At 73.4% G+C, this 25,660-nt stretch carries 27 protein-coding genes and 1 pseudogene; 4 read left to right on the top strand and 24 right to left on the bottom strand.

The genetic code is table 11. The annotated features are described in order from the left end of the window. Window positions 1–104 precede the first annotated feature (104 nt). Complete coding sequence (locus FHE66_RS15585; RefSeq protein WP_176554744.1) at window positions 105–1,394, bottom strand: hypothetical protein; 1,290 nt, start codon at window positions 1,392–1,394, stop codon at window positions 105–107. 181 nt (window positions 1,395–1,575) lie between these two features. Between FHE66_RS15585 and FHE66_RS10900 the strand changes: the two genes are divergently transcribed. Beyond that, a complete protein-coding gene (locus tag FHE66_RS10900) occupies window positions 1,576–3,291 on the top strand; it encodes a hypothetical protein (RefSeq protein ID WP_139072983.1) in 1,716 nt (571 codons plus the stop codon). 11 nt (window positions 3,292–3,302) lie between these two features. On the opposite strand, the gene FHE66_RS10895 is transcribed toward FHE66_RS10900, so the two are convergent. Next, the gene (locus FHE66_RS10895; protein ID WP_139072982.1) at window positions 3,303–3,767 is read right to left on the bottom strand and encodes a GNAT family N-acetyltransferase; all 465 of its coding nucleotides are present in this window, start codon (window positions 3,765–3,767) and stop codon (window positions 3,303–3,305) included. A gap of 86 nt (window positions 3,768–3,853) precedes the next feature. Here FHE66_RS10895 and FHE66_RS10890 point away from each other — a divergent pair, with 86 nt between their 5' ends. Together FHE66_RS10890 and FHE66_RS10885 are read left to right on the top strand one after the other, a co-directional pair. Then, complete coding sequence (locus FHE66_RS10890) at window positions 3,854–4,915, top strand: YihY/virulence factor BrkB family protein (protein WP_139072981.1); 1,062 nt, start codon at window positions 3,854–3,856, stop codon at window positions 4,913–4,915. Between the two features lie 55 nt (window positions 4,916–4,970). Next, window positions 4,971–5,411 (top strand): hypothetical protein, encoded by a 441-nt coding sequence (locus FHE66_RS10885; RefSeq protein ID WP_139072980.1) that lies wholly within the window; start codon window positions 4,971–4,973, stop codon window positions 5,409–5,411. A 33-nt stretch (window positions 5,412–5,444) separates the two neighbouring features. On the opposite strand, the gene FHE66_RS10880 is transcribed toward FHE66_RS10885, so the two are convergent. From FHE66_RS10880 to FHE66_RS10800, 17 genes are all read right to left on the bottom strand, one after another. Continuing rightward, window positions 5,445–6,269: an alpha/beta hydrolase gene (locus FHE66_RS10880; RefSeq protein WP_139072979.1), complete on the bottom strand. Its 825-nt coding sequence runs from the start codon at window positions 6,267–6,269 to the stop codon at window positions 5,445–5,447. A gap of 83 nt (window positions 6,270–6,352) precedes the next feature. Beyond that, a complete protein-coding gene (locus tag FHE66_RS10875) occupies window positions 6,353–6,637 on the bottom strand; it encodes a hypothetical protein (protein WP_176554743.1) in 285 nt (94 codons plus the stop codon). Then, entirely contained in the window at window positions 6,637–8,097 is a 1,461-nt protein-coding gene (locus FHE66_RS10870) for a GH1 family beta-glucosidase (protein WP_139072978.1), read from the bottom strand. The genes FHE66_RS10875 and FHE66_RS10870 overlap by 1 nt, the downstream gene beginning before the upstream one ends. Further along, a complete protein-coding gene (locus tag FHE66_RS10865) occupies window positions 8,097–9,311 on the bottom strand; it encodes an N-acetylglucosamine-6-phosphate deacetylase (RefSeq protein ID WP_139072977.1) in 1,215 nt (404 codons plus the stop codon). The genes FHE66_RS10870 and FHE66_RS10865 overlap by 1 nt, the downstream gene beginning before the upstream one ends. Before the next feature lie 88 nt (window positions 9,312–9,399). Next, entirely contained in the window at window positions 9,400–10,095 is a 696-nt protein-coding gene (gene nucS, locus FHE66_RS10860; RefSeq protein ID WP_139072976.1) for an endonuclease NucS, read from the bottom strand. Window positions 10,096–10,180: 85 nt separating this feature from the next. Continuing rightward, window positions 10,181–10,597, bottom strand: a complete 417-nt coding sequence (locus FHE66_RS10855) for a DUF2550 family protein (RefSeq protein WP_139072975.1) — start codon at window positions 10,595–10,597, stop codon at window positions 10,181–10,183. A 12-nt stretch (window positions 10,598–10,609) separates the two neighbouring features. Further along, window positions 10,610–10,900 carry a F0F1 ATP synthase subunit epsilon gene (locus tag FHE66_RS10850; protein ID WP_139072974.1) on the bottom strand — a complete coding sequence of 97 codons (291 nt, stop codon included), beginning with the start codon at window positions 10,898–10,900 and terminating at the stop codon, window positions 10,610–10,612. Window positions 10,901–10,905: 5 nt separating this feature from the next. After that, window positions 10,906–12,378, bottom strand: coding sequence for a F0F1 ATP synthase subunit beta (gene atpD, locus FHE66_RS10845; RefSeq protein WP_139072973.1), 1,473 nt, complete (start codon window positions 12,376–12,378; stop codon window positions 10,906–10,908). Between the two features lie 44 nt (window positions 12,379–12,422). Then, window positions 12,423–13,316: a F0F1 ATP synthase subunit gamma gene (locus FHE66_RS10840; RefSeq protein ID WP_139072972.1), complete on the bottom strand. Its 894-nt coding sequence runs from the start codon at window positions 13,314–13,316 to the stop codon at window positions 12,423–12,425. Window positions 13,317–13,319: 3 nt separating this feature from the next. Further along, window positions 13,320–14,954 (bottom strand): F0F1 ATP synthase subunit alpha, encoded by a 1,635-nt coding sequence (gene atpA, locus FHE66_RS10835; RefSeq protein WP_139072971.1) that lies wholly within the window; start codon window positions 14,952–14,954, stop codon window positions 13,320–13,322. Window positions 14,955–15,015: 61 nt separating this feature from the next. Continuing rightward, a complete protein-coding gene (locus FHE66_RS10830) occupies window positions 15,016–15,828 on the bottom strand; it encodes a F0F1 ATP synthase subunit delta (protein ID WP_139072970.1) in 813 nt (270 codons plus the stop codon). Further along, window positions 15,828–16,403, bottom strand: coding sequence for a F0F1 ATP synthase subunit B (locus FHE66_RS10825; RefSeq protein ID WP_139072969.1), 576 nt, complete (start codon window positions 16,401–16,403; stop codon window positions 15,828–15,830). Before FHE66_RS10825 ends, FHE66_RS10830 begins: the two co-directional genes overlap by 1 nt. Continuing rightward, window positions 16,403–16,612, bottom strand: a complete 210-nt coding sequence (gene atpE, locus FHE66_RS10820; protein WP_255303698.1) for an ATP synthase F0 subunit C — start codon at window positions 16,610–16,612, stop codon at window positions 16,403–16,405. Before atpE ends, FHE66_RS10825 begins: the two co-directional genes overlap by 1 nt. A gap of 90 nt (window positions 16,613–16,702) precedes the next feature. Beyond that, window positions 16,703–17,506, bottom strand: a complete 804-nt coding sequence (gene atpB / locus FHE66_RS10815) for a F0F1 ATP synthase subunit A (protein ID WP_255303696.1) — start codon at window positions 17,504–17,506, stop codon at window positions 16,703–16,705. A 229-nt stretch (window positions 17,507–17,735) separates the two neighbouring features. Beyond that, on the bottom strand, window positions 17,736–18,182 hold the full coding sequence (locus tag FHE66_RS10810) for a hypothetical protein (protein ID WP_139072968.1): 447 nt from the start codon (window positions 18,180–18,182) through the stop codon (window positions 17,736–17,738). Further along, window positions 18,179–19,294, bottom strand: a complete 1,116-nt coding sequence (locus FHE66_RS10805) for an MraY family glycosyltransferase (protein ID WP_139072967.1) — start codon at window positions 19,292–19,294, stop codon at window positions 18,179–18,181. The genes FHE66_RS10810 and FHE66_RS10805 overlap by 4 nt, the downstream gene beginning before the upstream one ends. Further along, complete coding sequence (locus FHE66_RS10800; protein ID WP_255303701.1) at window positions 19,291–19,983, bottom strand: L-threonylcarbamoyladenylate synthase; 693 nt, start codon at window positions 19,981–19,983, stop codon at window positions 19,291–19,293. The genes FHE66_RS10805 and FHE66_RS10800 overlap by 4 nt, the downstream gene beginning before the upstream one ends. A 56-nt stretch (window positions 19,984–20,039) precedes the next feature. Here FHE66_RS10800 and FHE66_RS10795 point away from each other — a divergent pair, with 56 nt between their 5' ends. Continuing rightward, window positions 20,040–20,411 (top strand): VanZ family protein, encoded by a 372-nt coding sequence (locus tag FHE66_RS10795; protein ID WP_139072965.1) that lies wholly within the window; start codon window positions 20,040–20,042, stop codon window positions 20,409–20,411. On the opposite strand, the gene prmC is transcribed toward FHE66_RS10795, so the two are convergent. The 5 genes and pseudogenes from prmC to FHE66_RS10770 form a co-directional block, all read right to left on the bottom strand. Continuing rightward, complete coding sequence (prmC, locus tag FHE66_RS10790; protein ID WP_139072964.1) at window positions 20,365–21,204, bottom strand: peptide chain release factor N(5)-glutamine methyltransferase; 840 nt, start codon at window positions 21,202–21,204, stop codon at window positions 20,365–20,367. The two genes, FHE66_RS10795 and prmC, sit on opposite strands and share 47 nt — an antisense overlap. 189 nt (window positions 21,205–21,393) lie before the next feature. Continuing rightward, a complete protein-coding gene (gene prfA, locus FHE66_RS10785; protein ID WP_269144715.1) occupies window positions 21,394–22,491 on the bottom strand; it encodes a peptide chain release factor 1 in 1,098 nt (365 codons plus the stop codon). A gap of 79 nt (window positions 22,492–22,570) precedes the next feature. Then, window positions 22,571–22,780 (bottom strand): 50S ribosomal protein L31, encoded by a 210-nt coding sequence (rpmE, locus tag FHE66_RS10780; protein WP_139072963.1) that lies wholly within the window; start codon window positions 22,778–22,780, stop codon window positions 22,571–22,573. Between the two features lie 111 nt (window positions 22,781–22,891). Further along, a complete protein-coding gene (rho, locus tag FHE66_RS10775) occupies window positions 22,892–24,856 on the bottom strand; it encodes a transcription termination factor Rho (protein WP_139072962.1) in 1,965 nt (654 codons plus the stop codon). Between the two features lie 458 nt (window positions 24,857–25,314). Next, a pseudogene (locus FHE66_RS10770) lies at window positions 25,315–25,660 on the bottom strand (homoserine kinase); the annotation flags it as partial.

The raw sequence follows: 25,660 nt of genomic DNA, 5'->3' as shown, positions 1-25,660 counted from the left end.
GGGGTCGGGCTGCGGCTGGGGGACGTCCCCGCCGCAGCCGGCGAGGAGGAGTGCCACGCCGGCCAGGCCGGCCGACAGTCGCACGCGTCGCGAGTGGTGGGTGGTCATCGCTTCTCCTCTCCGTCGGAGTCCTGGTCGTCGACGGGGTGGGGGTCCTCGGGGTCGCTGGTGTCGTCGGCGGGCGGCGCGGTGGTGCCCTGGCTGCCGAAGCCCCACACCGAGCGCCAGCTCAGGGTGGCGGGGGGTTCGTCGTCGGGCTCGTCACCCTCCGGCTCGTCGGCATCGGGCTCTCCCTCGGCGGGCTCGTCGTCGGCCGGCTCGTCGTCGGCCGGCTCGGCGTCGGCCGGCTCGGCGGCGGCGTCGTCGGCGGCGGCGTTGTCAGCCTCGTCCGCCGGCTGCTCGTCCGCCGGCTGCTCGTCCACCGGGCCGGTGGGCTCGCCGGCGTCCGTGTCCTGGGCCGTGGGCGTCTGCTCGTCGGCCGGGCCGTCCTGCGGGTGCTCGGCCGCGTCGTGTCCGGGGGCGAGGGGGACGGGCGGCTCGCCCGTCCGCAGGAGACGCTCCTCCTCGGCCATCCGCTGCTCGAGCTCGCGGATCTGGCGGCGGGTGAGGCGCTCCCCGGTGCCGGGGTCGGTGTCGCTGATGCTCCGGTAGCTGCCGTCGTCGCCGGCGGCCTGGCGTGCACGGGCGTCCTCCCGCCGGCGCTGCTCGCGCTTGGCGAGGACCTCCAGGACGAGCATGGCGAGGCCGGCGACGAGCGCGAGGCCACCGAGGACGATGCCGGGGACGAGCCACGGGGTGCTCACCCGGCGGCCCCACTCGAGCTCGATCTCGGGGGCGGGGCCAGTGCCGTCGGTCGCCGCGACGAGGCTCCACCGGCCGGGGCTGTCGGTCCAGGTGAGCTCGGCGCTGCCGGTGCCCACGCTCTCGGCGAGCCAGAGGTCGGAGCCTGCGGGGTCGGGCACCCCGGCGTCCTGCGCCCCCTCCTGCGCCCCCTCCTCGGCAGTGGCGCCGTCGGTCGGTTCTGCGGTCGCCTCGCCCGTGGCGGCGTCGGTGGGCTCGCTGCTGGGGACGACCTCGACCGTCAGCTCCTCCCACGAGGACAGACCGGTGATGCGGGCGTGCGGGGCGTCCCCGAGCCAGGCCTCGACCTCTGAGGTGCGGCCGATGGCGAGGACGACCTGCTCGTCGTCCCCCGCGGTGGCACGGATCGTCACCTCCGGGTCGACGGCGTCGAGCACGCCGGGCTCGGTGATGACCACCGGGACGTCCGGGCGCTCGCCGAGCGACAGGGTCGCGGTGTCGGTGGAACGCACCACGACCGCGGCGATGACGGCCACGAGGATGATGACGAGGCCGGCGGCGGAGAGCAGCAGGGGCAGTCTGCGACGGGTCACGGGTTGGGGTGTCCTCAGAGCGGGGATGGCGACATCCCAGGATACGACGCCACCGTGGACAGCGCGTTACCGAGTTGTGATCGACCTGCGCCGATCGCGGAGGGGACCTGTACCGCCGGGCGCGGCCCCCAGGTGGGCCGGTTACGCTGGCCGCTGCAGGACAGCGCGAGCAGGAGGACAGATGACCGAGGACCACCCCGCCTTCCCCGTGGTCATGCGGGGGTACGACCGTGCGCAGGTGGACCAGCGGGTCCACGCCCTCGAGGCCGCGCTCGACACCGCCCGCCAGCAGGTCTCGGCGCTCGACGAGCGGGTCATGCGCCTGTCGGGCGAGCTCTCCGAGGCGCAGCACGAGCTGCGCGAGCGCGAGCAGCCGACCTACGCCGGGCTGGGCTCGCGGATCGAGCAGCTGCTCCGCTCCGCCGAGGAGCAGTCGGCCGGGGTCGTCGACCGGGCGCGCGCCCAGGCGGCCCAGGCCCTCGCCGACGCCGAGCAGCGTGCCGCCGAGCTCACCGAGCACGCCGAGGCCGAGGCCGCCTCCCGCGTGGCAGCCGCCCGGCGCCAGGCTGAGGACACCCTCGTCGAGGCGGAGCGGTCGGCCGGGTCGACGATCGAGGTGGCCCAGCGCACCGCGGAGGAGATCGTCCTGTCCGCCGAGCGTGAGGCCGCCCGCGTCCGGGAGGTCGTCCGCGACGAGGAGCAGCACCGGCGCGCGGACCTCGACCGCGAGCTCGGGCTCACCCGGGCCACGGCCGAGCGCGAGGTGCTCGAGCTGCGTACCGCGGCCGAGGAGGAGGCCACCCGCCTGCGCGGGGAGGCCACCCGCCTGCACCAGGAGGCGCAGACCGCCCTGGAGGAGGCCCGCGCCGAGGCCGAGCGCGTGCGGCACCGGGCCGAGCTCGACGCCGCGACCCTCACCGAGGAGACCGAGCGCGCCGCGGCCGAGGCCCACGCGCAGGCACGGGCGGCGACGACCGCGCTGGCCGAGGAGACCGAGCGCCGCGCCGCGGCAGCCGAGGCCCGGCTGGCGGAGTCCCTCGAGCGCACGCGGACCGTCGTGGCCGACGCCGACGCCGGGGCCGCCCAGCGGCTCGCCGAGGCGGGCGCCGAGGCCGACCGGCTCGTCGCCGACGCCCAGGCCGAGGCGGACCGCGTCCTGCGCGAGACGACCGACGCCGCCCGCGCCGAGCGCGACACCCTGCAGGCGGAGATCGCCGACCTCGCCCGTCAGCGCGAGGACATCACCCGCTACCTCACCGAGCTGCGCGGGCTGCTCACGACGCACGCGGCCCCGGCCGCGGCGTTCGGTGCCGCGGAGCAGCCTGCGGCCGCGGAGGACGCCGTCACGGAGCAGGCCGCTGTCACGGAGCCCGCCGTCGACGAGCAGCCGGGCGCACCGGACCCTGACGTCCTCGCCGCCGCGGCGGAGGTCGCGGTCGAGGACGTGCTCACCGACGAGGACGAGGGCACTGCCCTCGAGGAGAACCTCGTCGAGGATGACGTCGTCGAGGAGGAGACCGTCGTCGTTGACGAGGACGGCACCGTCGTCGAGATCGACGAGGTCGTCGCCGAGGTCCTCGCCGAGACGCCCGTCGAGGACGCGGACGAGGTCATCGCGGAGGCGCCCGTCGAGGACGACGTCGTCGCCGAGCCGCCGGTCCCCGGCGAGGAGGTCGCCGAGGCGGACGTGGACGAGCCGACCGACGACGAGCCCGAGGCCAGCGCGGCCACCCCGGACGTCGATGAGCCCGCAGCGGACACCCCCGGCGAGGAGCCGCCCGCCGCTGAGGCGGAGGGTGCGCGCACCGAGGTCATGGAGGCGGTGTCCGGCGACACGTCCGTGCTCCCGGCCGTGCGGGACGACCGGCCCGGGAAGAACACCAAGCGGAGCCGCTGAGCGGCCTCCCCTCAGCGGACCAGGCGTAGCTCGGGCCCGGCGCGCTCCTCGCGCCGGGCGCCGTCGGGCGCGAAGCCGTTGCGCTCGTAGAAGCGCTGGGCTCGGGCGTCGTCCTGCCCCACCCACAGGTAGCAGGGGGCGTCGCCGACGGCGTGGTCGAGCAGGACCTGGCCCAGGCCCTGTCCCCGCCACTGCGGCTCGACGTGGAGCGACAGGAGCCGCAGCGGGCGCAGGTCGCCCGGTCCGGTCGCCTCGGCGGTCGCGATGCCGACGGGCTCACCCGTCGCGCGCACGACCCCGACCCACGTCATGCTCCCGCCCGGGTCGGAGAGCCGGTCGCGCCACCGCTGCACCGCGTCCTGCGGGGCGCCGACCTCCTCGCTGCCCTCCGCCTCGCGCCTCGCGCGGGTCTCGAGGTCGGCGAGCGCATCGGCGTCGTCGGGGCGTGCGGGACGGACGTGGAGAGGACCTGCCATGCCCACACCGTAGGACACTCCCCCGGTTGCACGGCCCGGCTGGTGCCCCCACGCTGCAATGGAACACCGCCACCGCAGGAGCGACCATGACGAGCGACGACCACACCCGGCCCGACCACCCGCGCAAGCCCGACTCCCCCGCCGACATCCGCAAGCCGTCCTGGACCTACGTGCTGCGCAAGTCGGTCCGCGAGTTCCTCAAGGACGACTGCACGACGCTCGCCGCCGGACTCACGTACTACGCCGTCCTGTCGATCTTCCCCGCGCTCATCGCGCTCGCCTCCATCCTCTCCCTCGTCGGCCAGGGGTCGCAGGGCACGAGCCAGGTCACCACCCTGCTCGAGGACACCCTGCCCGAGGACACGTTCAAGCAGGTCGAGCCGGTCATCGAGAACATCACGAACGTCGGCGCGCCCGGCATCGGCCTGATCATCGGCCTGCTCGTCGCGCTGTGGACGGCGTCGAACTACGTCACCGCGTTCGCCAAGGCGATGAACCGGATCTACGAGGTGCCCGAGGGCCGCCCGATCTGGAAGCTGCGGCCGTTGACCTACCTGCTCACCCTCGTCCTCCTGCTCCTCGTCGCCCTCGCGGTCGTCATCCTCGTCGTCACCGGGCCGGTCGCGCAGGCGGTCGGCGACGTCGTGGGGCTGGGCTCCACAGCGGTGACCGTGTGGAACATCGCCAAGTGGCCGGTGCTCCTCGTCATCGTCGTCGTCGTCATCGCGCTGCTCTACTACGCCACCCCGAACGTCAAGCAGCCCAAGCTCCGCTGGATCAGCATCGGCGCGGTCATCGCGATCGTCGTCGCCGCGCTCGCCACCCTCGCGCTGGGCATCTACGTCTCGCAGTTCGGCAGCTACAACGAGACGTACGGCGCCCTCGCCGGCGTCATCGTCTTCCTCCTGTGGCTGTGGATCATGAACCTCGCGCTGCTCTTCGGCGCGGAGTTCGACGCCGAGCTCGAGCGCGCCCGCCAGCTCCAGGGCGGGATCGCGGCCGAGGAGCACATCCAGCTGCCGCCGCGGGACACCAAGGCGTCGGACAAGAAGGCCGAGCAGCAGCAGGAGGACGTCGAGCGCGGCCGGGCGCTGCGACTGTCCCACGGCCGCACCCAGGACGAGGACGCCGCCCGCTCCTCCGAGTAGCCCTTCCCCGCGAGCGCTGGATCGTGCACGCACCGGGGCGCCGTAGGCTGGGCGGGTGAGCGAGCAGGACTGGGCGCGCCAGCGCCGGGAAGCGGCCGAGGCCCACGCGGACATGCTCGAGCGGCGCCGCCAGGCAGAGCACGACCACGCCGCGCGCCTCCTGCGGGAGTTCGCCGCCGTCGCCCGTGACCGGCTCCCGGCCGAGCGGCTCCACGTCCGCGGCTACGGCGGGAAGGGCAGCGCCCGCAGCGACGTCACCGGCTGGTACCTGCGCGCCGACCGCGCCGCGGGCATGAGCACCGACGGCGAGTTCTACGTCCTCACCGCGCCGCTCGGGCTGCGCGACCGGCTCACCGGCGTCACGCTGCGCCCCACCCCGCCCCCGCTCGTGCTCGGCGCCGGCGGCAAGGACGGGGAGTCGCTCGACCTGCCCGTCGCCCTCGAGCGCCTCCTGCCGGGCTGGCGCGACGCGCAGGACACCGCGCCGAACGCCTGAGCCGGTAAGCCGTCCTCCGACCCGCGCGAGCCCTCAGACGCGCTCGGCGGCCAGCCCGGCGGCGTGCAGGGCGCGCAGGGCCTCGGCCACGGCCTCGGGGTCCTCGACCGCGCTCATGTGCCCCACCCGGGGCACGACGACGAGCTCCACCGGCCCGCCGAGAGCGCGCGACATCGTCTCGGCCGCGGCCTGCGGGCTCATCCCGTCCTCGGCGCCGCGCAGGACGAGCGCCGGCACCTCGAGGTCCTCGAGCGCGCTGATCCGGGTGGGGCGGGCCGCCATCGCCCGCTGCGCCCAGGCGATGCCCTCCCCCGGCGCCTCGCTCAGCCACTCCCGCATGCGGGCCACGACCTCGGGCCGCTCGGTGAGTGTCGTCTCCCCGAGGACCGTGTCGACCATCCCGGCGACCGCGGCGGACCCGGTGCGCTCCGCCTCCTCGGCGACCCTCAGCCGGTTCGCGTGCGCCTCGTCGGGGTCGCTGTCGACCTTCGTGTCGAGCAGCCCGACGGCGGCGAGCAGCCCGCGGTGCCGCTCGGCGAGCGCGAGGAGGATGTAGCCGCCCATCGACAGCCCGGCGACGACGGCGCGCTCGACCTCCATCGAGCGCAGCGTCTCGGCTACGGCATCTGCCACGGTGTCGAGCGTCGGGTCCGGCTCGCGCCCGAGCGCGGCCGCGACCTCCGCGGGCGACGGCGAGGCGCCGAAGCCGGGTGCGTCGAGGAGGACCACGGGCAGGTCGCCCAGGTGGTCGACGACGTCGTCCCACATCCGCGAGTCGAGCGGGAAGCCGTGGAGGAGCACGAGCGGCACGCCGGTCTCGGGACCGTGGCGGTGGATGGCGAGGGGTCCGGTGTCCATGCCCCCGAGGATGGCACGCCGCCCCCGTCCCGGCAGCCGGTCGGGGGACCCGCAGGATCCATCCCTCGGCGAGGAGGAGGGGGTCAGGCGCGCCGCCAGCAGGCGGTGTGCCAGTGGCGCCGGTCCTCCAGGCCCCCACCGAGCAGCGGCTCGTCGGGCCACGCGACGACGTGCGGGGTGTGCGGCGGGACGAGCTGGTGGCAGCCGGGGCACCGGTAGGCCTTCTCCCCGCCGCGCACCTGACGCACGGTGTAGCTCTCCCCGCCGGGCCCGGTCTCGTGCCGCGGGACCGACCCGAGCCGGTCCGGGTCCAGCGGGACGTAGGGGTCGGCGTAAGGGCGCTTGCGGCCGCGCCGGGCGCGCGCCATCAGCGGTCCGAGGACTGCGCGGCGTGTGCGTCGCCGGCCCCGAGCACGGGCAGCGCCGCCGCCTCCTCGACGCCGGGCAGCCGCCCGGTGCGGATGACCTCGCGGTACCAGAGCGCGGAGTCCTTGGGCGTGCGCTCGAGCGTCTCGTAGTCGACCCGGACGATGCCGAACCGCTTGGAGTAGCCGTAGCCCCACTCGAAGTTGTCCATGAGGGACCACGCCGTGTAGCCGCGGACGTCGACGCCGGCCTCGCGGGCGCGGAGCACGGCGGCGATGTGGTCGCGGTAGTACGCCACCCGCGCCTGGTCGTGGATGCGCCCATCGGGGGCGACGACGTCCTCGTAGGCCGCGCCGTTCTCCGTGACGAGCAGCGGCTGGTCCGGGTAGGCGTTGTCCAGCGCGAGGAGGAGCTCCTCGAGCGCCTCCGGCGCGACGTTCCAGCCCATCGCCGTGTGCGGCGGCGCGACGGGGAGGAACTCGACGGTGTCGGCCCCGACCCACGGGGAGGCCGAGGAGGCGCCGTGCCCGTCGGCCCGCGGGGCCGGCCCGTCCCCGCCGTAGCGGCGCACGAGCTGGGTCGAGTAGTAGTTGACGCCGAGCACGTCCATCCGCTGCCGGGCCGTCGTGAGGTCCCCCGGCTCGACGAAGGACCAGTCGGTGACGTGGGCGGTGTCGCGCAGGAGCCGCGTGGGGTAGCTGCCGTCGAGCATCGGCCCGAGGAAGACGTGGTTGCCGACGGCGTTGATCTGGGCCACGGCCTCGAGGTCGGCGGCCGACTCCGGGTCGGCGGGGTGGGTGACGTGGACGTTGAGCGCGGCCGACACCGGCGTGTGCTCACCGAGCTCGGCACGGATCGCCTGGGTGGCGAGACCGTGGGCGAGGTTGAGGTGGTGGGCCGCGGCGAGCGCGGCGGCCGGCTCGGTGCGCCCCGGCGCGTGGACACCGGAGGCGTAGCCGAGGAAGGCCGAGCACCACGGCTCGTTGAGCGTCGTCCACAGCGCCACCCGGTCACCGAGCTCGCGGGCCATGAGCCGGGCGTACTCGGCGAAGGCGTACGCGGTCTCCCGGTTCGGCCAGCCGCCGGCGTCCTCGAGCTCCTGCGGCAGGTCCCAGTGGTAGAGCGTGACGACCGGTGCGATGTCGTGGGCGACGAGCTCGTCCAGGAGCCGGCGGTAGAACGCCACGCCCGCCGGGTTGAGCGGGCCACGCCCGCCGGACTGCACCCGCGACCAGGAGACCGACAGCCGGTAGCTCTGCAGCCCGAGGGCCGCCATGAGCGCGACGTCCTCCTGCCAGCGGTGGTAGTGGTCGGCGGCGACGTCGCCGGTGTCCCCGCCCAGCACCTTGCCGGGGGTGTGGGCGAAGGTGTCCCAGATCGACGGGCCTCGCCCGTCCTCCCGGGCGGCGCCCTCGACCTGGTAGGCAGCGGTGGCCGCGCCCCAGCGGAAGTCCTCCCACATCAGATGCTCACCCCGTCCTTCAGGATCTCGACCGGACGCAGGTCCGTGTCGGTGACCAGGACGTCGGCGCGCCGTCCTGCCTCGAGCGCACCGACCGCCGGGTCCCCCAGGACGACGGCGGGTCCGGTGGACGCCGCGTAGACGGCGTCGACGAGGTCGACCCCGCCGGCCGCGGTCGTGCGCACGACGTCGAGCAGGTGCGCGGTGCCGCCGGCGATGGCGCTGCCGCCGGTGAGGCGGGCGACGCCGTCGGCGACGGTGACGGCGAGGGAGCCGAGCTGGTAGTCACCGTCGGGCATGCCGGCCGCGGCCATCGCGTCGGTGACGAGGACGATGTTCTCCCGGCCGGCGATCTCGAAGAACGCACGCACGAGGGCGGGGTCGAGGTGGGTGCCGTCGCCGATGAGCTCGAGGACGAGGCGACCCTCGCGCGCGGCGGCGAGGAACTCGGGGATGGGCCCGGGGTCGCGGTGGTGCATGGGGTTCATCCCGTTGCACAGGTGGGTGACGGTCGCGCGGGACGAGCGCGCGCCGGCCTCCGCGGCGAGCAGGTCCCCCGCCTCGCGGACGGCCGCCCGTGCCTGGTCCGCGGTGGCGACGGTGTGGCCGAAGGAGGGCAGCGCTCCCCCGGCGATGAGCGCCTGGCTCACCCCGCCCTGGCCGGTGACGCCGGGCGCCTCGGGGGCGAGGGTCATCGTCACGACGTGCCCCCGGCCGCGCTCGAGGAGCTCGCGGGTGAGGTCGGCGTCGGGCTCCTGGATCGCGGCGGGGTTCTGCGCCCCGCAGCGGTCGGCGGAGATGAACGGGCCCTCGTAGTGGATGCCGGCGAGGTCACCGGCCTCGACGAGCTCGACGAGGACGTCGGTACGGGCGCGCAGGACGTCCGGCGGCGCGGTGACGAGCGAGGCGACGAGCGAGGTCGTGCCGTGGCGCAGGTGCTCGGCGGCGGCGGTGCGCGCGGTCTCGGCGTCCTCGGCGTCGGGGAAGCTCGCCCCGCCACCGCCGTGGCAGTGGAGGTCGACGAGACCGGGCAGGACGTAGCCCTCGACGGGCGTGGCCGCGGCGACGGCCTCACGCAGCCCTGGCGGCGCGTCGGCCGCGGCGCCGACCCACGTGATCGCGCTGCCCGAGATGACGACGGCCCCGTCCTCGACGACGGCGGTGGGGGTGACGACGCGACCGCGCAGGACGCGTGTGGTGGGGGCTTCGCTCATGGCCCCATTGTGCCAACACACCGCCGCCGCCCGACGGCTGGCCTCTCGGTCCGTCGCCCGAACGCGGTCGGCGCGGCGCCGCGCGGCGTCAGAAGAGCCGCGACTCCACGTCGTCGAGCCCGCGCATGGCGTTGTAGTCCAGGACGACGCAGCGGATCCCGCGGTCCTCGGCGAGCACCCGGGCCTGCGGCTTGATCTCCTGCGCGGCGAACACGCCCTGGACGGGCGACAGCAGCGGGTCGCGGTTGAGCAGCTCGAGGTAGCGGGTGAGCTGCTCGACGCCGTCGATCTCCCCGCGCCGCTTGATCTCCACGGCGACGGCCCGCTCGAGCGGGTCGCGGGCGAGGATGTCGACCGGACCGATCGCCGTCGGGTACTCCCGGCGCACGAGCCGGTGGCCCGGGCCGAGGAGCTCGATCTGCTGGGCGAGGAGCTCCTGGAGGTGGGCCTCGACGCCGTCCTTGACCAGGCCCGGGTCCACGCCGAGGTCGTAGGACCCGTCGTGAAGGACCTCGTGGATCCGCACGACCAGCCGGTCGTCGCTCTTGGCGTTCTGCACCGTCCAGACCTCGGTGACGCCGGCGGCGGCGTCCTCCTCGGCAGGCGGGGCGACCTCGAGCCGGCACGGCGGGCTCATCCAGTTCAGCGGCTTGTAGGACCCGCCGTCGGAGTGGACGAGCACCGAGCCGTCGGCCTTGACCATGAGCAGCCGGGTGGCCAGCGCGAGGTGGGCGTCCAGCCGGCCGGTGTAGTCGACCGAGCACCGGGCGATGACCGTACGCATGGGCGTTCCTCCCCTGGATGCCGCTGTCCGCGGCGATGACACTTCTGTCCGCCGGCCGCGCGGGTGGGCGGCCGGCGGTGCGGACCTAGGCGGCGCCGCGGTCGACCGGCGGGCTGGCCTCGAGCCAGCTCGTCAGACCGGCGAGGGCGGCCGGCTCCAGGGCAAGGAAGAAGTCCCCGCCCCGGGCGTGGCAGCGCACCTCGACCGCCCCCCAGGCGCTGCCCGGCAGCACCCGCCGGGACGGGTCGATGACGAGCTCGCTGCGCCGCCACCGGGCCCGGGGGCCCGGTCGCAGCGACACCATGCGGTACCAGTCGATCCGGTCGACCCCGTAGACGGCGACACCGCTCACCCAGCTCGGGGACTCGGCCTCACGCCACGCACAGTCGAAGGAGCCGACCACCCTGCTCAGGCTGCGGACCCGCAGGAGCAGGACGAGGCCCGCGACGAGGGCGAGCACGGCGAGCAGGAGAGCCACCCACAGCACCCACGCCCAGGACACGGCCCCAAGACCTCAGCGCTCGGTGGCGGCTTCGGCGTGGTCCGCGCGCCGCTCGTCGTGCTCGTCGACGACGATCATGACGTCGTCGTCGTCGACCGACACGAACCCGCCGAGGATGTCGACCGACTCCGTGGCGCCCGCCGTGGACGTGAGGTGGACCTTGCCGGGCCGGAGCACGGCGAGGACCGGCTGGCGGCCCGGCCGGATGCCGAGCTCGCCGTCCGCGGCGGGCACGCTCACCGAGCTGGCCTCGCCGCTCCACAGGGTCCGGTCCGGACCCACGATCTGCACCGACAGGGCCACCGCGATCAGGACTCCTTCTGCATCTTCGACCAGGTGCGCTCGAGGTCCTCGATGCCACCGATGTTGAAGAACGCCTGCTCCGGGATGTGGTCGTACTCGCCGTCGGCGATGCGACGGAAGGCCTCGACCGTCTCGGCGACGGGCACCGTGGAGCCCTCGACACCGGTGAACTTCACCGCGGTGTAGGTGTTCTGCGAGAGGAACTGCTCGATGCGGCGGGCCCGGGCGACGGTGATCTTGTCCTCCTCGGACAGCTCGTCGACGCCGAGGATCGCGATGATGTCCTGCAGCTCCTTGTTCTTCTGCAGGATCGACTTCACGCGGGTCGCGACCTCGTAGTGCTCCTGGCCCACGAACTGCGGGTCGAGGATGCGCGAGGTCGAGGCCAGCGGGTCCACGGCCGGGTAGAGACCGCGCGAGGCGATGTCACGCGAGAGCTCGGTCGTGGCGTCGAGGTGCGCGAACGTCGTCGCGGGCGCCGGGTCGGTGTAGTCGTCGGCCGGGACGTAGATCGCCTGCAGCGAGGTGATCGAGTGACCGCGAGTGGACGTGATGCGCTCCTGGAGGATGCCCATCTCGTCGGCGAGGTTCGGCTGGTAGCCCACCGCGGAGGGCATGCGGCCCAGCAGCGTGGAGACCTCCGAACCGGCCTGCGTGAAGCGGAAGATGTTGTCGATGAAGAGCAGCACCTCCTGCTTCTGCACGTCGCGGAAGTACTCGGCCATCGTCAGCGCGGACAGTGCGACGCGCAGGCGGGTGCCCGGCGGCTCGTCCATCTGGCCGAAGACCAGCGCGGTCTTGTCGAAGACGCCGGCCTCCTCCATCTCGACGATGAGGTCGTTGCCCTCACGGGTGCGCTCACCGACACCGGCGAACACCGACACACCGCCGTGGTCCTGCGCCACGCGCTGGATCATCTCCTGGATGAGGACGGTCTTGCCGACGCCCGCACCACCGAAGAGGCCGATCTTCCCACCCTGGACGTACGGGGTGAGGAGGTCGATGACCTTGATGCCCGTCTCGAACATCTGGGTCTTGGCCTCGAGCTCGTCGAAGCGCGGGGGCTTGCGGTGGATGGGCCACCGCTCGGTGATCTCGAGGGTCTCGCCCTCGGCGAGGTTGAGCGGCTCACCCGTCACGGAGAAGACGTGACCCTTGGTGACGTCACCGACCGGCACGGTGATCGGGCTGCCGGTGTCGCGCACCTCCATGCCGCGGACGAGGCCGTCGGTCGGCTTGAGCGCGACGGCGCGCACGAGGTTGTCACCGAGGTGCTGGTTCACCTCGAAGGTCATCTCGAGGATGCCCTCGCCCTGGCCGATGGTGGACTTGTCCACCGAGGCGACGAGCGCGTTGTAGATCGAGGGGATCTCGTCGGGCGCGAACTCGACGTCGATCGTCGGTCCGGTCACCCGGGCGATCCGCCCGACGCCGGGCGCGGCGTGCTCGGTGCTGGGGTCGGTCGTCGTGGCAGTCATGTCAGTCTTCCTTCGCTGTGACGGCACTGGGGTCAGGACGCACGTCAGCTCGCCGCCAGTGCGTCGGCTCCCGAGACGATCTCGGTGAGCTCCTGGGTGATCTCGGCCTGTCGTGCCGTGTTCGCCAACCGGGTGTAGGTCCCGATGAGCTCGTCGGCGTTCTCGACGGCGGTGTGCATGGCGCGCTGCCGGCTGGCCAGCTCGGAGGCGGCGGCCTGCAGCAGCGCGTTGTAGATGCGGCTGCGCACGTACAGCGGCAGCAGCTGGTCGAGGACGGCCTCGGCGGAGGGCTCGAACTCGTACAGCGGCAGCGGCTTGGCGCCCGGCTCGGCGACACCGTCGACGACCTCGAGCGGCAGCATGCGCCGCACGAACGGCTCCTGGCTGACCATCGAGACGAACTTGGTGAAGACGATGTGGAGCTCGCCCACCCCGCCCTCGTCGGCCGGGGCGAGGAACGCCTTGAGCACGACGTCGGCGATCTCCTTGGCCAGGGAGGCGTCGGGCTTGTCCGACTGCCCCTCCCAGCTGTCGACGACGCGGCGCCCGCGGAAGGAGTAGAAGCCGATCCCGCGACGTCCGACGACGTAGAGGTCGATCTCCTTGCCCTGCTCGGTGAGCCGGTCGATGAGCTGGTCCGCCGCCCGCAGCACGCTGGCGGTGTAGGAGCCGGCCATGCCGCGGTCCGCCGTGAGGACGAGCACCGCCACGCGGTTGGTGTCCGTGCGCTCCTGGAGCAGCGGGTGCCCGGTGTGGGCGTGCGCCGCGACGGCGGAGGTCGCCCGCGTCAGGGCCAGGGCGTACGGGCTGGCCTTGGTGGCCTGGTCCCGGGCGCGCCCGATCCGCGACGCGGCGATGAGCTCCATCGCGCGGAACATCTTCTTGAGCGTCTGCGTCGAGCGGATCCGCTGCTTGTAGACGCGCTGCTGAGCACCCAAGGCTCAGCCCCGCTTCTCGGCGACGATCTGCTCCTGCTCGGTCTCGACCAGCGGGTCGGCCTCGGGAGCGGCGGGCTCGGAGGACAGCGTCCCGTCCCCGGCGAGGAAGCCCTTGCGGAAGTCCTCGACGCCGGCGCGCAGCGCCTCCTCGGTCTCCTTCTCGAGCTTGCCCGTCGTCGCGAGCGTCTGGAGGACGTCGGTCGTGCGGCGCAGGTGGTCGAGCATCTCGCTCTCGAAGCGGCGGACCTCGTTGGTCTCGACGTCGTCGAGGTAACCGTTGGTGCCCGCCCAGATCGAGGCGATCTGGTCCTCCACCGCGTACGGGGAGTACTGCGGCTGCTTGAGGAGCTCCATGAGCTTCTCGCCGCGGGTGAGCTGCTGGCGCGTCGTCGGGTCGAGGTCCGAGGCGAACATCGCGAAGGCCGCCATCGAGCGGTACTGGGCGAGGGTGATCTTCAGCGTGCCGGAGACCTTCTTCATCGCCTTGACCTGGGCGTCACCACCGACGCGGGACACCGAGATGCCGACGTCGACGGCGGGGCGCTGGTCGGCGTTGAACAGGTCGGACTGGAGGAAGATCTGTCCGTCGGTGATCGAGATGACGTTCGTCGGGATGTACGCCGACACGTCGTTCGCCTTGGTCTCGATGATCGGCAGGCCGGTCATCGAGCCCGCACCCAGCGCGTCGGAGAGCTTGGCGCAGCGCTCGAGCAGCCGGGAGTGGAGGTAGAAGACGTCACCCGGGTAGGCCTCACGGCCCGGCGGGCGGCGCAGGAGGAGCGACACGGCGCGGTAGGCCTCGGCCTGCTTGGACAGGTCGTCGAAGACGATGAGGACGTGCTTGCCCTGGTACATCCAGTGCTGGCCGATGGCCGAACCGGTGTAGGGGGCGATGTACTTGAAGCCGGCCGGGTCGGAGGCGGGAGCCGCGACGATCGTCGTGTACTCCAGCGCGCCGGCGGCCTCGAGGCGTCCGCGGACCGACGCGATCGTCGAGCCCTTCTGGCCGATGGCGACGTAGATGCAGCGGACCTGCTTGTCGGGGTCGCCGCTGTCCCAGTTCGCCTTCTGGTTGAGGATCGTGTCCACGGCGATGGCCGTCTTGCCGGTGCCGCGGTCGCCGATGATGAGCTGACGCTGGCCACGGCCGATCGGGATCATCGAGTCGATGGCCTTGATGCCGGTCTGGAGCGGCTCGTGCACGCTCTTTCGCGCCATGACGCCGGGCGCCTGGAGCTCCAGGGCGCGGGTGGTCTCGGCGTTGATCGGGCCCAAGCCGTCGATCGGCCGGCCGGTCGGGTCGACGACGCGGCCGAGGAACTCCTCGCCCACGGGGGTGGAGAGCACCTCGCCGGTGCGGTGCACCGTCTGGCCCTCCTCGATGCCGGTGAACTCACCGAGCACGATGACGCCGATGTCGCGCACGTCGAGGTTGAGCGCGAGGCCCAGGGTGCCGTCCTCGAAGCGCAGCAGCTCGTTCGCCATCGTCCCGGGCAGTCCCTCGACCCGCGCGATGCCGTCACCGGCGACGGTGACGCGACCGACCTCCTCACCCACCGCCTCGGTCGGCTGGTAGGAGTCGACGAAGCTGTCCAGCGCCGCCCTGATCTCCTCGGGCTTGATCGTCAGCTCGGCCATTGAAGTTCCTTCTCCTTGGCGACCGGGTGGTCGCGTCTCGTCTGTGGTGCGGGTGTCGGGGTCAGCCGGCGAACCGGCGTCGGGCGTCCTGGAGGCGGGCGAGCGTCGTGCCGTCGATGACCTCGGCGCCGACCTGGATCCGCATGCCGCCGATCACCGCGGGGTCCACCCCGACGTTGATCTGGACGGAACGGCCGTACGCGCCCTCCAGGATGCGGCCCAGCCGGGCCTCCTGCTCCTGGGTGAGCGGCGCGGCCGCGGTCACTCCTGCCACCAACCGGTCACGGCGGGCGGCGGCGAGCTCACCGACGTGGCGCAGGGCGCTGATGAGCGAGCCCGCCCACGGCGTCGTGACCATCCGGTGGACCAGCAGCCGGGTCTCCGGGCTCGCGGCGGCGATGAGGGAGTCGAGCAGTGCCGCACGCCGCTGCGGGTCGACGTCCCGCTCGGCGAGCGCGGCCCGCAGCTCACGGCTGGAGGCGAGCAGCCGCTCGGTGTGGAACAGCTCCTCCTCCACCTCGAGCAGCGCGTCGCGCGACTGCGCGGCGGAGAGCACCGACGCTGCGGCGAGCTCCTCGACCGCGAGGCCGAGGTCCTCCTCCCGCGACCAGCGGGAGCGGACCATGCCGGCGAGCAGGTCGACGACCTCGGGGGCGACCTTGCCGTCGAAGAGCGCGCCGACGAGGCGCGCCTTGGCGTCCCCGGTGCGCCCGGGGTCGGTCAGCGCCCTGCGCAGGGAACCGGAGCCCGCGAGGGCGTCGGCCACCTCGTAGAGCTGGGAACCGAGCTCACGCCCGCGCTCCCCGGCCTCCCGCAGGGAGACCTCCCACCGCTCGCTCGCCGCGGACAGCGCGGCCTGGCTGCTCGCTCGCATCACGCCTCCGTCGCTCCGCCGACCTTCTGCGGAGCCTGGTCGGTCTGCGCCTCGAGCTCGTCGAGGAACCGGTCGATGACCCGCTGACGACGCTGCTCGTCGGCGAGGGACTCCCCGACGATGCGCTCGGCGAGGGTCGTGGCCAGCACACCGATGTCGGTGCGCAGGGTCGTGGCGGCCTGCTGACGCTCGGCCTCGATCTGGCGCTTGGCGCTGTCGAGGATCCGCTCCGCCTCGGTGTGGGCCTTGGCCTTGACGTCCGCGGCGATGACCTTCGCGTCGTCGGCGGCCTGCTCGCGAACGCGAGCCGCCTCGACACGCGCCTCGACGAGCTCGCGCTCGATCTCGGCACGCAGCGCCTCGGCCTCGGCCCGGGCGTTCTCGCCGGCCTTGAGGCCGCCCTCGATCTTCTCGGTGCGCTCGTCGAGGATGCGCGTGAAGACCGGAAGGATCTTCTTGACGAAGAAGAAGGCGATGATCGCGGTGCAGACCAGCGACCAGATGATGTCGTAGTCCGCCGGCAGGAGCGGGTTCTGTCCCTCCCCCGCCGCCCGGACCAGGGCCGTGGGCAGCATCAGAACACGAAGCCCGCGGCGAAGCCGATCAGGCCGAGCGCCTCGACGAGGGCCGCACCGATGAACATGTTGACGCGCAGCGGACCGGCGACCTCAGGCTGACGAGCCGTGGCCTCCTGGGTCTTCGCGACGAGCAGGCCCAGACCGATACCGGGGCCGATGGTCGCGAGGCCGTATCCGATGGTGGCAATGTCGCCGGTCAGTTCCACAGGGTGTTCCTTCCATTGGGGTACCGGGCCCGCGCCCGGCACGTCTCGGTGGTTGGCTCCGTCACGTGAGGTGACCGAGCCGGGACTAGGTCAGTGCGCTTCCTCGGAGAGCTGGATGTACACAGCCGTGAGGAGGGTGAAAATGAAGGCCTGGAGGGCCGCGATGAAGATCTCGAAGACCGTGAACGCGAGGCCCGCTGCCAGGGTGACGCCGCCGAGCACCTTGAAGGTGCCGGCCGCCTCGAAGAAGAGGTAGTGGGTCGCCCCGAAGCACAGCACGAGGAGCAGGTGGCCCACGAGCATGTTCGCGAGGAGACGGATCGTCAGCGTGATCGGCCGCAGGATGAACGTCGAGAGGAACTCGATCGGCGTGAGGATCACGTAGAGGAACTTCGGCACCCCGGGCGGGAAGAGCGAGGACTTGAGGAAGCCCCCCGCGCCCTGGGAGCGCACGCCCGCGACGATGAAGCCGACGTAGGCGATGGCCGCGAAGACGAGCGGCACGCCGATGACCGAGGAGCCCGCGATGTTGAGGAGCGGGATGACACCGGTGATGTTCATGGCGAAGACGCCGAAGAAGATCACGGTGAGCAGCGCGGTGGCGCGCCGTCCGCTCTCCTTGCCCAGGACCTCCTCGGCGATGTTCACGCGGACGAAGTCGAGGGCCATCTCGATCGCGCCCTGGAAGCGGCCCGGGACGAGCCGGGCGCGGCGGGCAGCGAGCCAGAACACCGTGACGATGAGGATCGTGGCGACGACGCGCACGAGCATGATCCGGTTGAACTCGAACGGCGTGCCCGCGAAGAGGATCGGACCGGGGAAGAACTCCCCCTGGAGCGTCGGGGCGTGGAAGCCCTCACCATCGCCCGCGGCGGTGATGATGCCTGCGGCCAAGGGGAGGAGGGGCGCAGCGGCAGACAGGACGAACCCCCAGAGCTGGTCGGGATTGCGGTGAAGGACCGCGATGTCAGGACTTGCCCCAGCCTAACGCACTCCCGCAGCGGGCTCCGCCAACCACGGCGCGGCCCACGGCGTCCCGGACCTTCGTCCCGGCGGTGCGTGAGGGTGACGGCGCGGCCTGCGCAGGGCGTCGCCGGGCCGGCCGGGAGTACGGAGTCGCCGGTCAGGCGCCCGGGACGTCCTCGTCCGCGCGAGCACCGGGGTCCACGTGCGGCACCCGCGACTGCAGCGCGGCTGACATCTCGATCGCCAGCGAGCCGAGGATCGCCAGGGCCAGTGTGACGAAGAACACGAGCGGGTCGTAGAAGTCGAGGTCGCGCACGATGAGGAGGACGACGAAGACGACGACGACCTTGGCCAGCCAGCTGCCGACGAGCGCCGCGCTCGCGACGTGCAGCGGCTTGTCCGCCGTCGCGAGCATGACGACCGAGGTCGTGAGGAGGAAGAACGCGGCGAGCCCGGTGCCGAGCACCCCGCCCCACAGGCCCTGCGACCCGGCCGCGAGGTAGCCGACGAGGCAGCCGCCGACGGCGAGGACCGCGAGGAGGAGGGCCATCCTGCGCAGCACCACGGTGAACATGGCGCGCAGGGGGGAGGGGGCGGTGGTCATACGGACTCCTTCTCGGAGGGAGGTGTGCGGCGCAGCCCGGGCAGCTTGCCGATGGTGACGAGGAGGGCGACGACGACGGCCACCGCGCTGACGACGAGGACGACGCGCCGGTCGAAGACGACGAGCGCCGCGGCGCTGAAGGAGATGACCGCCGTCCACAGGTACATGACGAGGACCGCGCGCCGGTGGCTGTGTCCCCACTCGAGCAGCCGGTGGTGCAGGTGCATCCGGTCGGCCTGGAAGGGCGACTGGCCGGCCCGCAGCCGCCGGGCGACGGCGAGGGTCATGTCGAGCAGCGGCAGGAGGAGGACGGCGACCGGCAGGATGATCGGGATGAAGGCGGGCAGCACCTGACCGGCGGAGAACGTCGCCGGGTCGATCTGTCCGGTGACGGTGATGGCGGCGGCCGCGACGGTGAGGCCGAGGAACATCGAGCCGGAGTCGCCCATGAAGATGCGCGACGGGTGGAAGTTGTGCGGCAGGAAGCCGATGCACGTGCCGACGACGGCGGCGATCACCACCGCGGCGAGGCTGGAGTAGTCCCCGGGGGTCGCCTCGCGGGTGAGCAGGTAGGTGTAGCCGAAGAAGGCGAGGCCCCCGATGCCCACCATCCCTGCGGCGAGCCCGTCCAGACCGTCGACGAAGTTCACCGCGTTGATCGCGACGACGACGACGAGCACGGTCGCGACGAGGGAGAGCCGGGCCGACCCGATCGTGAGGCCGAAGACCGGGAAGGTGATGAGCTGGACGCCCTGCCAGGCGATGAGTCCCGCCGCCAGCACCTGGCCGGCGAGCTTGGTCATCCAGTCGAGGTCCCAGATGTCGTCGGCGACCCCGAGGAGGCTGACGAGCGCCGCGCCCCCGAGGATCGCCCAGGGCTGGGCGGTGCTGAAGACCCCCTCGAGGAAGGGGACGCGCGAGGCGAGGAGCAGCGCGACGGCGAAGCCGGCGAGCATCGCCAGGCCGCCGAGGCGCGGGGTCGGCGTCGTGTGCACGTCACGGGCCCGGACGGGGGTGAGCGCGTTCGTCGCCCTCGCCAGTCGCAGCGCGACGGGAGTGGCGAGGAACGTCACGACCGCCGCGACGAGCATGACGAGCAGGTAGACCCTCACGGACTCGCAGCACCGTCCTTCGCGTCCGGGGTCCCGGCGTCGCCCGCCTCGCCGTCGGGCCCGACGATGCCGGGGACGACGGCGGCGAGCTCGGCGAGGCCCAGCGCCCCGGCCCGCACGATGCGCAGGGTGGGGCCGGTGGCGTCGACGATGGTCGAGGCCACTCCCCCGCGCGAGGGTCCGCCGTCGAGGTAGACGTCGACGCTGTCGCCCAGGGCGGTGGCCGCCTCGAGGACGGTCGTCGCCGCGGGGCGCCCGTGGCGGTTGGCGCTGGAGACCGCGAGCGGCCCGGTGCGGGTGAGGAGGGCGAGGGCGACCTCGTCGTCGGGCATGCGCAGCGCGACGGTGCCGCCGGTGTCCCCGAGGTCCCACGCGAGGGTGGGCTGGGCGCGGCAGATGATGGTGAGCGGCCCGGGCCAGAACGTCTCGACGAGCGTGGTGACGGCGGCGGGGACGTCGACGGCGAGGCCGGCGACGGTGGCCGGCGCCGGCACGAGGACCGGCGGCGGGCTCTGCCGGCCCCGGCCCTTGGCGGCGAGCAGGGCGGCGACGGCGTCGGGGTCGAAGGCCGAGGCGCCGATGCCGTAGACGGTGTCGGTCGGCAGGACGACGAGGCGCCCGCGGGACAGGGCGGTGGCCGCGGCGGCGACGCCCTCGTCGCGGGTCTCGGCCTGGGTGCAGTCGTACACGCTCACGGGGAGGATCTTCCCACGGGCGGCGCCGCGGGGGTGACATCCTTGCAGTGATGCCCGTCCACCTCCGCCGCCTGCTCCTCGTCCTCGCGCTCCTGCTCCACCTCGCGGTGCTCTACGCGCCGCGGGTGCCGGCCACGGGGGCCGTCGGTGTGCCCGGGGCCGACAAGGTGGTCCACGTCGCGGTGTTCGCGCTCGTCGTCGCCCTCGCGCTGTGGTCCGCCCTCCCCGCCCGCTGGGTGGTGCCCCTCGCCCTGGCGCACGCGGTGGGCAGCGAGGTGGTGCAGCACGTGTTCCTCGCCGACCGGTCGGGCGACCCGTGGGACGTGGTCGCCGACATCCTCGGCGTGGGGCTGGGCTGGGTGGCCGGGGTGGCGCTCAGCCGTCGGAGCGCCGCGCGAGGACCATCCGGTCGCGTCCGCTGAGGTCGCGCAGGGTCCGGACGTCGACGAAGGCGCCGGTGGCCTCGGCGGCCTCGCGGGCGGCGGCGGCCTGGACCTCGGCGTGCTCCATGACGACGGTGCCGCCGGGTCGCAGCAACCGCGCGGCCGAGCGCAGGACGGCCCGGGGCACCTCGAGCCCGTCCGGCCCGCCGCCGTAGAGCGCGAGGTCGGGGTCGTGGTCGCGCACCTCGGGGTCGCGGGGCACCGCGTCCGGGGGGACGTACGGCGGGTTGGAGACGACGACGTCGACCGTGCCGTCGAGCTCGGGCAGCGCCGTGGCGGCGTCCCCGGCGACGAGCGTCACCTGCGGGGCGAGGTCGGCGGCGTTGCGCCGGGCGACGGCGAGGGCGGCCTCGCTCAGCTCCACGCCCCACACCTGTGAGCCCGGCACCTCGGTGGCGACGGCGAGGGCGATGGCGCCCGAGCCGGTGCACAGGTCGACGACGCGCGGGGAGGGCGTGCGCCGGGCCGCGGTGATCGCCTCCTCGGCGACGAGCTCGGTCTCCGGGCGCACGACGAAGGCGCCCGGCGCGGCGGTGAGCCGCAGGTGGCGGAAGAACATCTCGCCGGTGAGGTGCTGGAGCGGCTCGCGCCGCGCGCGCCGCTCGACGAGGCCCGCGTAGGAGGTGAGCTCCTCGCGCGAGGGTGCACCGGCCGTGACGAGCAGGCCCCCGAGCACGTGCTCGGCGAGCAGCCGGGCGTCGACGTCGGGCGAGGGCACGCCGGCCTCGGCGAGCAGGGTCGTCGCCCCGCGCACCGCCTCGCGCCAGCTCACCGCCACAGCAGCCCCCCGCCCCACACCCGAGCGCCACCCCACTCCCCCGCGACAGCCGAGTTCCGCACGACAGCCGAGTTCCGCACGACAGCCGAGTTCCGCGCGACAGCCGACTTCCCCGCGACAGCCGACTTCCGCACGACAGCGGAGTTCCCCACGGGCGCGAGCTCGACGCGGGAGCCGAGGCCCTCAGGCATTCGGGTCGGTGGCGGCGGCCAGGCGCTCGGCGGCCTCCAGCTCGACGGCCGAGCCGATGAGGGCGTCGAGGTCGCCGTCGAGCACGTGGTCGAGGTTGTAGGCCTTGAACCCGGTGCGGTGGTCCGCGATCCGGTTCTCCGGGTAGTTGTACGTCCGGATCCGCTCGGAGCGGTCGACGGTGCGCACCTGGGAGCGGCGCGTCGCCGACGCCGCGGCCTGCGCCTCCTCCTGGCGGGCGGCGAGCAGCCGCGCCCGCAGGACGCGCAGGGCCGCCTCGCGGTTCTGCAGCTGGGACTTCTCGTTCTGCATCGACACGGTGATGCCCGTGGGCAGGTGCGTGATGCGCACGGCGGAGTCGGTCGTGTTGACGCTCTGCCCGCCGGGTCCCGACGAGCGGTAGACGTCGATCCGCAGGTCGTTCTGGTCGATCTCGACCTCGCCCGGGTCGTCCACCTCGGGCAGGACGAGGACGCCCGCCGCCGAGGTGTGGATGCGGCCCTGCGACTCGGTCACCGGCACGCGCTGCACCCGGTGGACGCCGCCCTCGTACTTCAGGCTCGCCCACACGCCGTCGGCCGGGTCCTGCAGCGAGCGGGACTTCACGGCGACCGCGACGTCCTTGTAGCCGCCGAGGTCGGACTCGGTCGCGCTGAGCAGCTGGGTGCTCCAGCCGCGCCGCTCCGCGAAGCGCAGGTACATGCGCAGGAGGTCGCCGGCGAAGAGCGCGGACTCCTGCCCGCCCTCCCCCGCCTTGATCTCGAGGATGACGTCGCGCCCGTCGTCGGGGTCGCGCGGGACGAGGACGCCGCGCAGGTGCTCGGCGGCGGCGTCGGCGGACTCGCGCAGCGCCGGCAGCTCCGCGGCGAAGGCGTCGTCCATCTCCGCGAGCTCGGCGGCGGCCTCGGCGTCGTCGGCCGCGCGGCGCCAGTCCTTGTAGGCGGCGACGACGCGCGTGAGCTCGGCGTACCGGCGACCGAGCCGCTTGGCCCGCCCGGCGTCCGCGTGGACCTCCGGGTCGGCGAGCTCCCGCTCGATCTGCGCGTGCTCGGCCAGCATCGGCTCGACGGCCGAGAAGTCCTCATGACTCACGCGTGCGCTCCCTTCTCACCGACCTGCAGGTGGGCAGACGACAGCGCCGGTGGGCTGACCCACCGGCGCTGACGAGGTCCTACTTCCGCTTGCCGTACCGCTGCTCGAAGCGCGCGACGCGGCCACCGGTGTCGAGGATCTTCTGCTTGCCCGTGTAGAACGGGTGGCAGGCGCTGCAGACGTCAGCGTTGATCTTGCCCTCGGTCGCGGTGGAGCGGGTCTCGAAGGTGTTCCCACAGGTGCACGTCACCGTGGTGGTGACGTACTCGGGGTGAATGCCCTGCTTCATGTGTGTCTCCTTGGTGTGCTTCACTCCCGGGTCGGCGCGCAACGCCCGCCGTGAACCGGAAGCCGACGGTCCAGTGTGCCAGAACGCCGCGGTGTCGGAAAATGTTCCGGGTCAGTCGTTGCTCACACCCGGGGTGGTCTTCTGCACGGTGAGGAGGAACTCGGCGTTCGAGCTCGTCTCCCGCATCTTGCCGAGCAGCAGCTCGATCGCCTGCTGCTGGTCCAGGCCCCCCATGACCCGGCGGAGCTTCCACACGATCTTCAGCTCGTCCGGCGACATGAGCAGCTCCTCGCGGCGGGTGCCGGAGGCGTTGACGTCGACGGCCGGGAAGATGCGCCGGTCCGCGAGCGAGCGGGAGAGCCGCAGCTCCATGTTCCCGGTGCCCTTGAACTCCTCGAAGATCACCTCGTCCATCTTCGAGCCGGTCTCCACCAGCGCCGAGGCGACGATGGTGAGCGAGCCGCCGTTCTCGATGTTCCGCGCCGCGCCGAAGAACCGCTTCGGCGGGTAGAGCGCGGACGCGTCGACGCCGCCGGACAGGATCCGGCCCGACGCCGGCGCCGCGAGGTTGTAGGCGCGGGAGAGCCGGGTGATGGAGTCGAGGAGGACGACGACGTCCTGGCCCAGCTCGACGAGCCGCTTGGCACGCTCGATGGCGAGCTCGGCGACGATCGTGTGGTCGGACGCGGGGCGGTCGAAGGTCGAGGCGATGACCTCACCCTTGACCGTCCGCTCCATGTCGGTGACCTCTTCGGGCCGCTCGTCCACGAGCACGACCATGAGGTGGACCTCGGGGTTGTTGGTCGTGATCGCGTTGGCCATCTGCTGCATGATGATCGTCTTGCCCGCCTTGGGCGGGGCGACGATGAGGCCGCGCTGGCCCTTGCCGATGGGGGCGACGAGGTCGATGACCCGCTGGGTGAGCTTCTGCGGACCCGTCTCCAGGCGCAGGTGCTCCTCGGGGTAGAGCGGGGTGAGCTTGGCGAACTCCGGTCGGGTGCGCATGCGGTCCGCCGGGGCGCCGTTCACCGAGTCGAGGTGGACGAGCGCGTTGAACTTCTGGCGCTGCTGCTCGCCCTCCTGCGGCTGCCGCACGGCACCGGTGACGGCGTCGCCGCGGCGCAGGCCGTACTTCTTCACCTGGTTGAGCGAGACATAGACGTCGTTGGGCCCGGGCAGGTAGCCGCTCGTGCGGACGAACGCGTAGCTCTCGAGGATGTCGAGGATGCCGGCGACGGGGAGCAGGACGTCGTCCTCGCTCACCTCCGGCTCCTCGAGCGCGGCGAGGTCGGAGCCCGTGCCGCGGCGCTTGCGGTTGCGGTCGCGGTTGCGACGCCGGCCGCTCCGGCCGGCCTCGCCGTCGAGGCGGCGGGCCTCGCCCCGCTCCTCAGCCTCGTCGCGCGGGGCGGGCAGCTCGATCGCCTCGAGCGCCTTGACGGCGCGCTCACGGTCGACCGGCTCGCGCTGCTGGCGCTCGGTCTCGGGCCGGCGCTCGCGGCGCGGCGCGCGCTCGGGGATCTCCGGCAGCGTGAGCTGCTCACCGGAGCGGGTCCGCTCGGCGCGGTCCTCGTCGGTGGGGGTCTCGGCCGGCCGCTCGCCGCGCGCGGGGCGCTCGGCGCGGGCCTGCTGCTCACCGTTGGCGGGCTGCTCGCCGCGGGTCCGCCGCTCACCACGGGCGGGCTGCTCGCTGCGGGCGGGCTGCTCGCTGCGGGCGGGCTCCTCGCTGCGGGCGGGCTCCTCGGCACGAGCAGGGGCACCTGCCTCGGCGCCGGCCCGACGGGAGCGGCCGCGGCGCGAGGGCGCCTCGGAGGCGGGGGCCGCGTCTGCTGCGGGCTCGGGGGCGTCGGTCGCCGGCTCGGGCTTCGCGGCGCCGGCGCCGTTCTGCCCGGAGGTGGTGGACGACGCACCGCCGCTCCGCGCGTCGCGGATCGCGGTGACGAGGTCGCTCTTGCGCATGCGCGCGGTGCCCTTGAGCCCCATCTCGGCGGCCAGCGACTGGAGCTCGGCAAGGCGCATGGCGCTCAGCGAGCCACCGGATGCCTTGGGGGCGGCGGTGGCGTCAAGCTGTTCTGTCACGAGGTTCCTTCCCTCGGAAATCGGCCCGATCGGGGCCTGGTGAGTCCGGCGTCGATGCCGCCGGGATGTGTCCGCTCGACCATGACCGCAGCACGCGGTCTGGGATCGGGGGGTGGTACGCCGACTCGGTGAGGACACCCGCGGTGGGATCAGTCACGGTCGGAGCCCGGCCAGTGTAACAGCCGACCTTTTGCGGGCACCCGGAACCCGCAGAACCCCGCTCTCGCGCAGAACCCCGCTCTCGTGCACAACTCTGCTCTCGCGCAGAATCCCGCTCTCGCGCACAACTCCGCTCTCGCGCACAACTCCGCTCTCGCACAGAATCCCGCTCTCGCGCAGAACTCCGCTCTCGCACAGAATCCCGCTCTCGCACAGAATCCCGCTCTCGCGACAGCGGAGTTTCGCTCGACAGCGGAGTTTTGCGCGACGGCCGAGCTTCGCGCGGGGAGCGGACCCGGTCAGGTGGTGGGCAGGAGGCGGGCGCCGTGGTCGCTGACGGCGGGGGTGTGCACCTGCCAGCCGTGCCGGGTGAACGCGGCGAGGTGCGCGGCGTCGACGCGGGTGAGGACGAGGACACTCGGCCCCGCGCCGGAGACGACGGCGGGCAGCCCGAGCTCGCGCAGCGTGTCGATGACCGCCAGCGACTCCTCCATGACGACGGCGCGCTGTCGCTGGTGCAGCCGGTCGTCGGTGGCGGGCAGGAGCAGGTCGGGCCGCCGGTCGAGGGCGAGGACGAGCAGGGCGGAGCGGCCGGCGTTGAACGCGGCGTCCTCGTGCGTCACCTGGCGCGGCAGCACGGAGCGC

Origin of the sequence: Georgenia sp. 311 (genome assembly GCF_006151955.1) — a bacterium.
Lineage (GTDB): Bacteria > Actinomycetota > Actinomycetes > Actinomycetales > Actinomycetaceae > Oceanitalea > Oceanitalea wutianyii.
The sequence above is the reverse complement of the archived record's forward strand: the minus strand, read 5'-3'. Positions and strand labels throughout refer to the sequence as shown.

Coding starts and splice junctions, on each gene's coding strand:
- rpmE (WP_139072963.1), bottom strand. CDS start 22,780: ATGAAGCAGGGCATTCACCCCGAGTACGTCACCACCACGGTGACGTGC.
- FHE66_RS10900 (WP_139072983.1), top strand. CDS start 1,576: ATGACCGAGGACCACCCCGCCTTCCCCGTGGTCATGCGGGGGTACGAC.
- FHE66_RS10830 (WP_139072970.1), bottom strand. CDS start 15,828: ATGCGAGCGAGCAGCCAGGCCGCGCTGTCCGCGGCGAGCGAGCGGTGG.
- atpD (WP_139072973.1), bottom strand. CDS start 12,378: ATGACTGCCACGACGACCGACCCCAGCACCGAGCACGCCGCGCCCGGC.
- FHE66_RS10880 (WP_139072979.1), bottom strand. CDS start 6,269: ATGGACACCGGACCCCTCGCCATCCACCGCCACGGTCCCGAGACCGGC.
- FHE66_RS10865 (WP_139072977.1), bottom strand. CDS start 9,311: ATGAGCGAAGCCCCCACCACACGCGTCCTGCGCGGTCGCGTCGTCACC.
- nucS (WP_139072976.1), bottom strand. CDS start 10,095: ATGCGTACGGTCATCGCCCGGTGCTCGGTCGACTACACCGGCCGGCTG.
- FHE66_RS10890 (WP_139072981.1), top strand. CDS start 3,854: ATGACGAGCGACGACCACACCCGGCCCGACCACCCGCGCAAGCCCGAC.
- FHE66_RS10795 (WP_139072965.1), top strand. CDS start 20,040: ATGCCCGTCCACCTCCGCCGCCTGCTCCTCGTCCTCGCGCTCCTGCTC.
- FHE66_RS10810 (WP_139072968.1), bottom strand. CDS start 18,182: ATGACCACCGCCCCCTCCCCCCTGCGCGCCATGTTCACCGTGGTGCTG.
- FHE66_RS10825 (WP_139072969.1), bottom strand. CDS start 16,403: ATGCTGCCCACGGCCCTGGTCCGGGCGGCGGGGGAGGGACAGAACCCG.
- atpA (WP_139072971.1), bottom strand. CDS start 14,954: ATGGCCGAGCTGACGATCAAGCCCGAGGAGATCAGGGCGGCGCTGGAC.
- FHE66_RS10870 (WP_139072978.1), bottom strand. CDS start 8,097: ATGTGGGAGGACTTCCGCTGGGGCGCGGCCACCGCTGCCTACCAGGTC.
- FHE66_RS10895 (WP_139072982.1), bottom strand. CDS start 3,767: ATGGCAGGTCCTCTCCACGTCCGTCCCGCACGCCCCGACGACGCCGAT.
- FHE66_RS10875 (WP_176554743.1), bottom strand. CDS start 6,637: ATGGCGCGCGCCCGGCGCGGCCGCAAGCGCCCTTACGCCGACCCCTAC.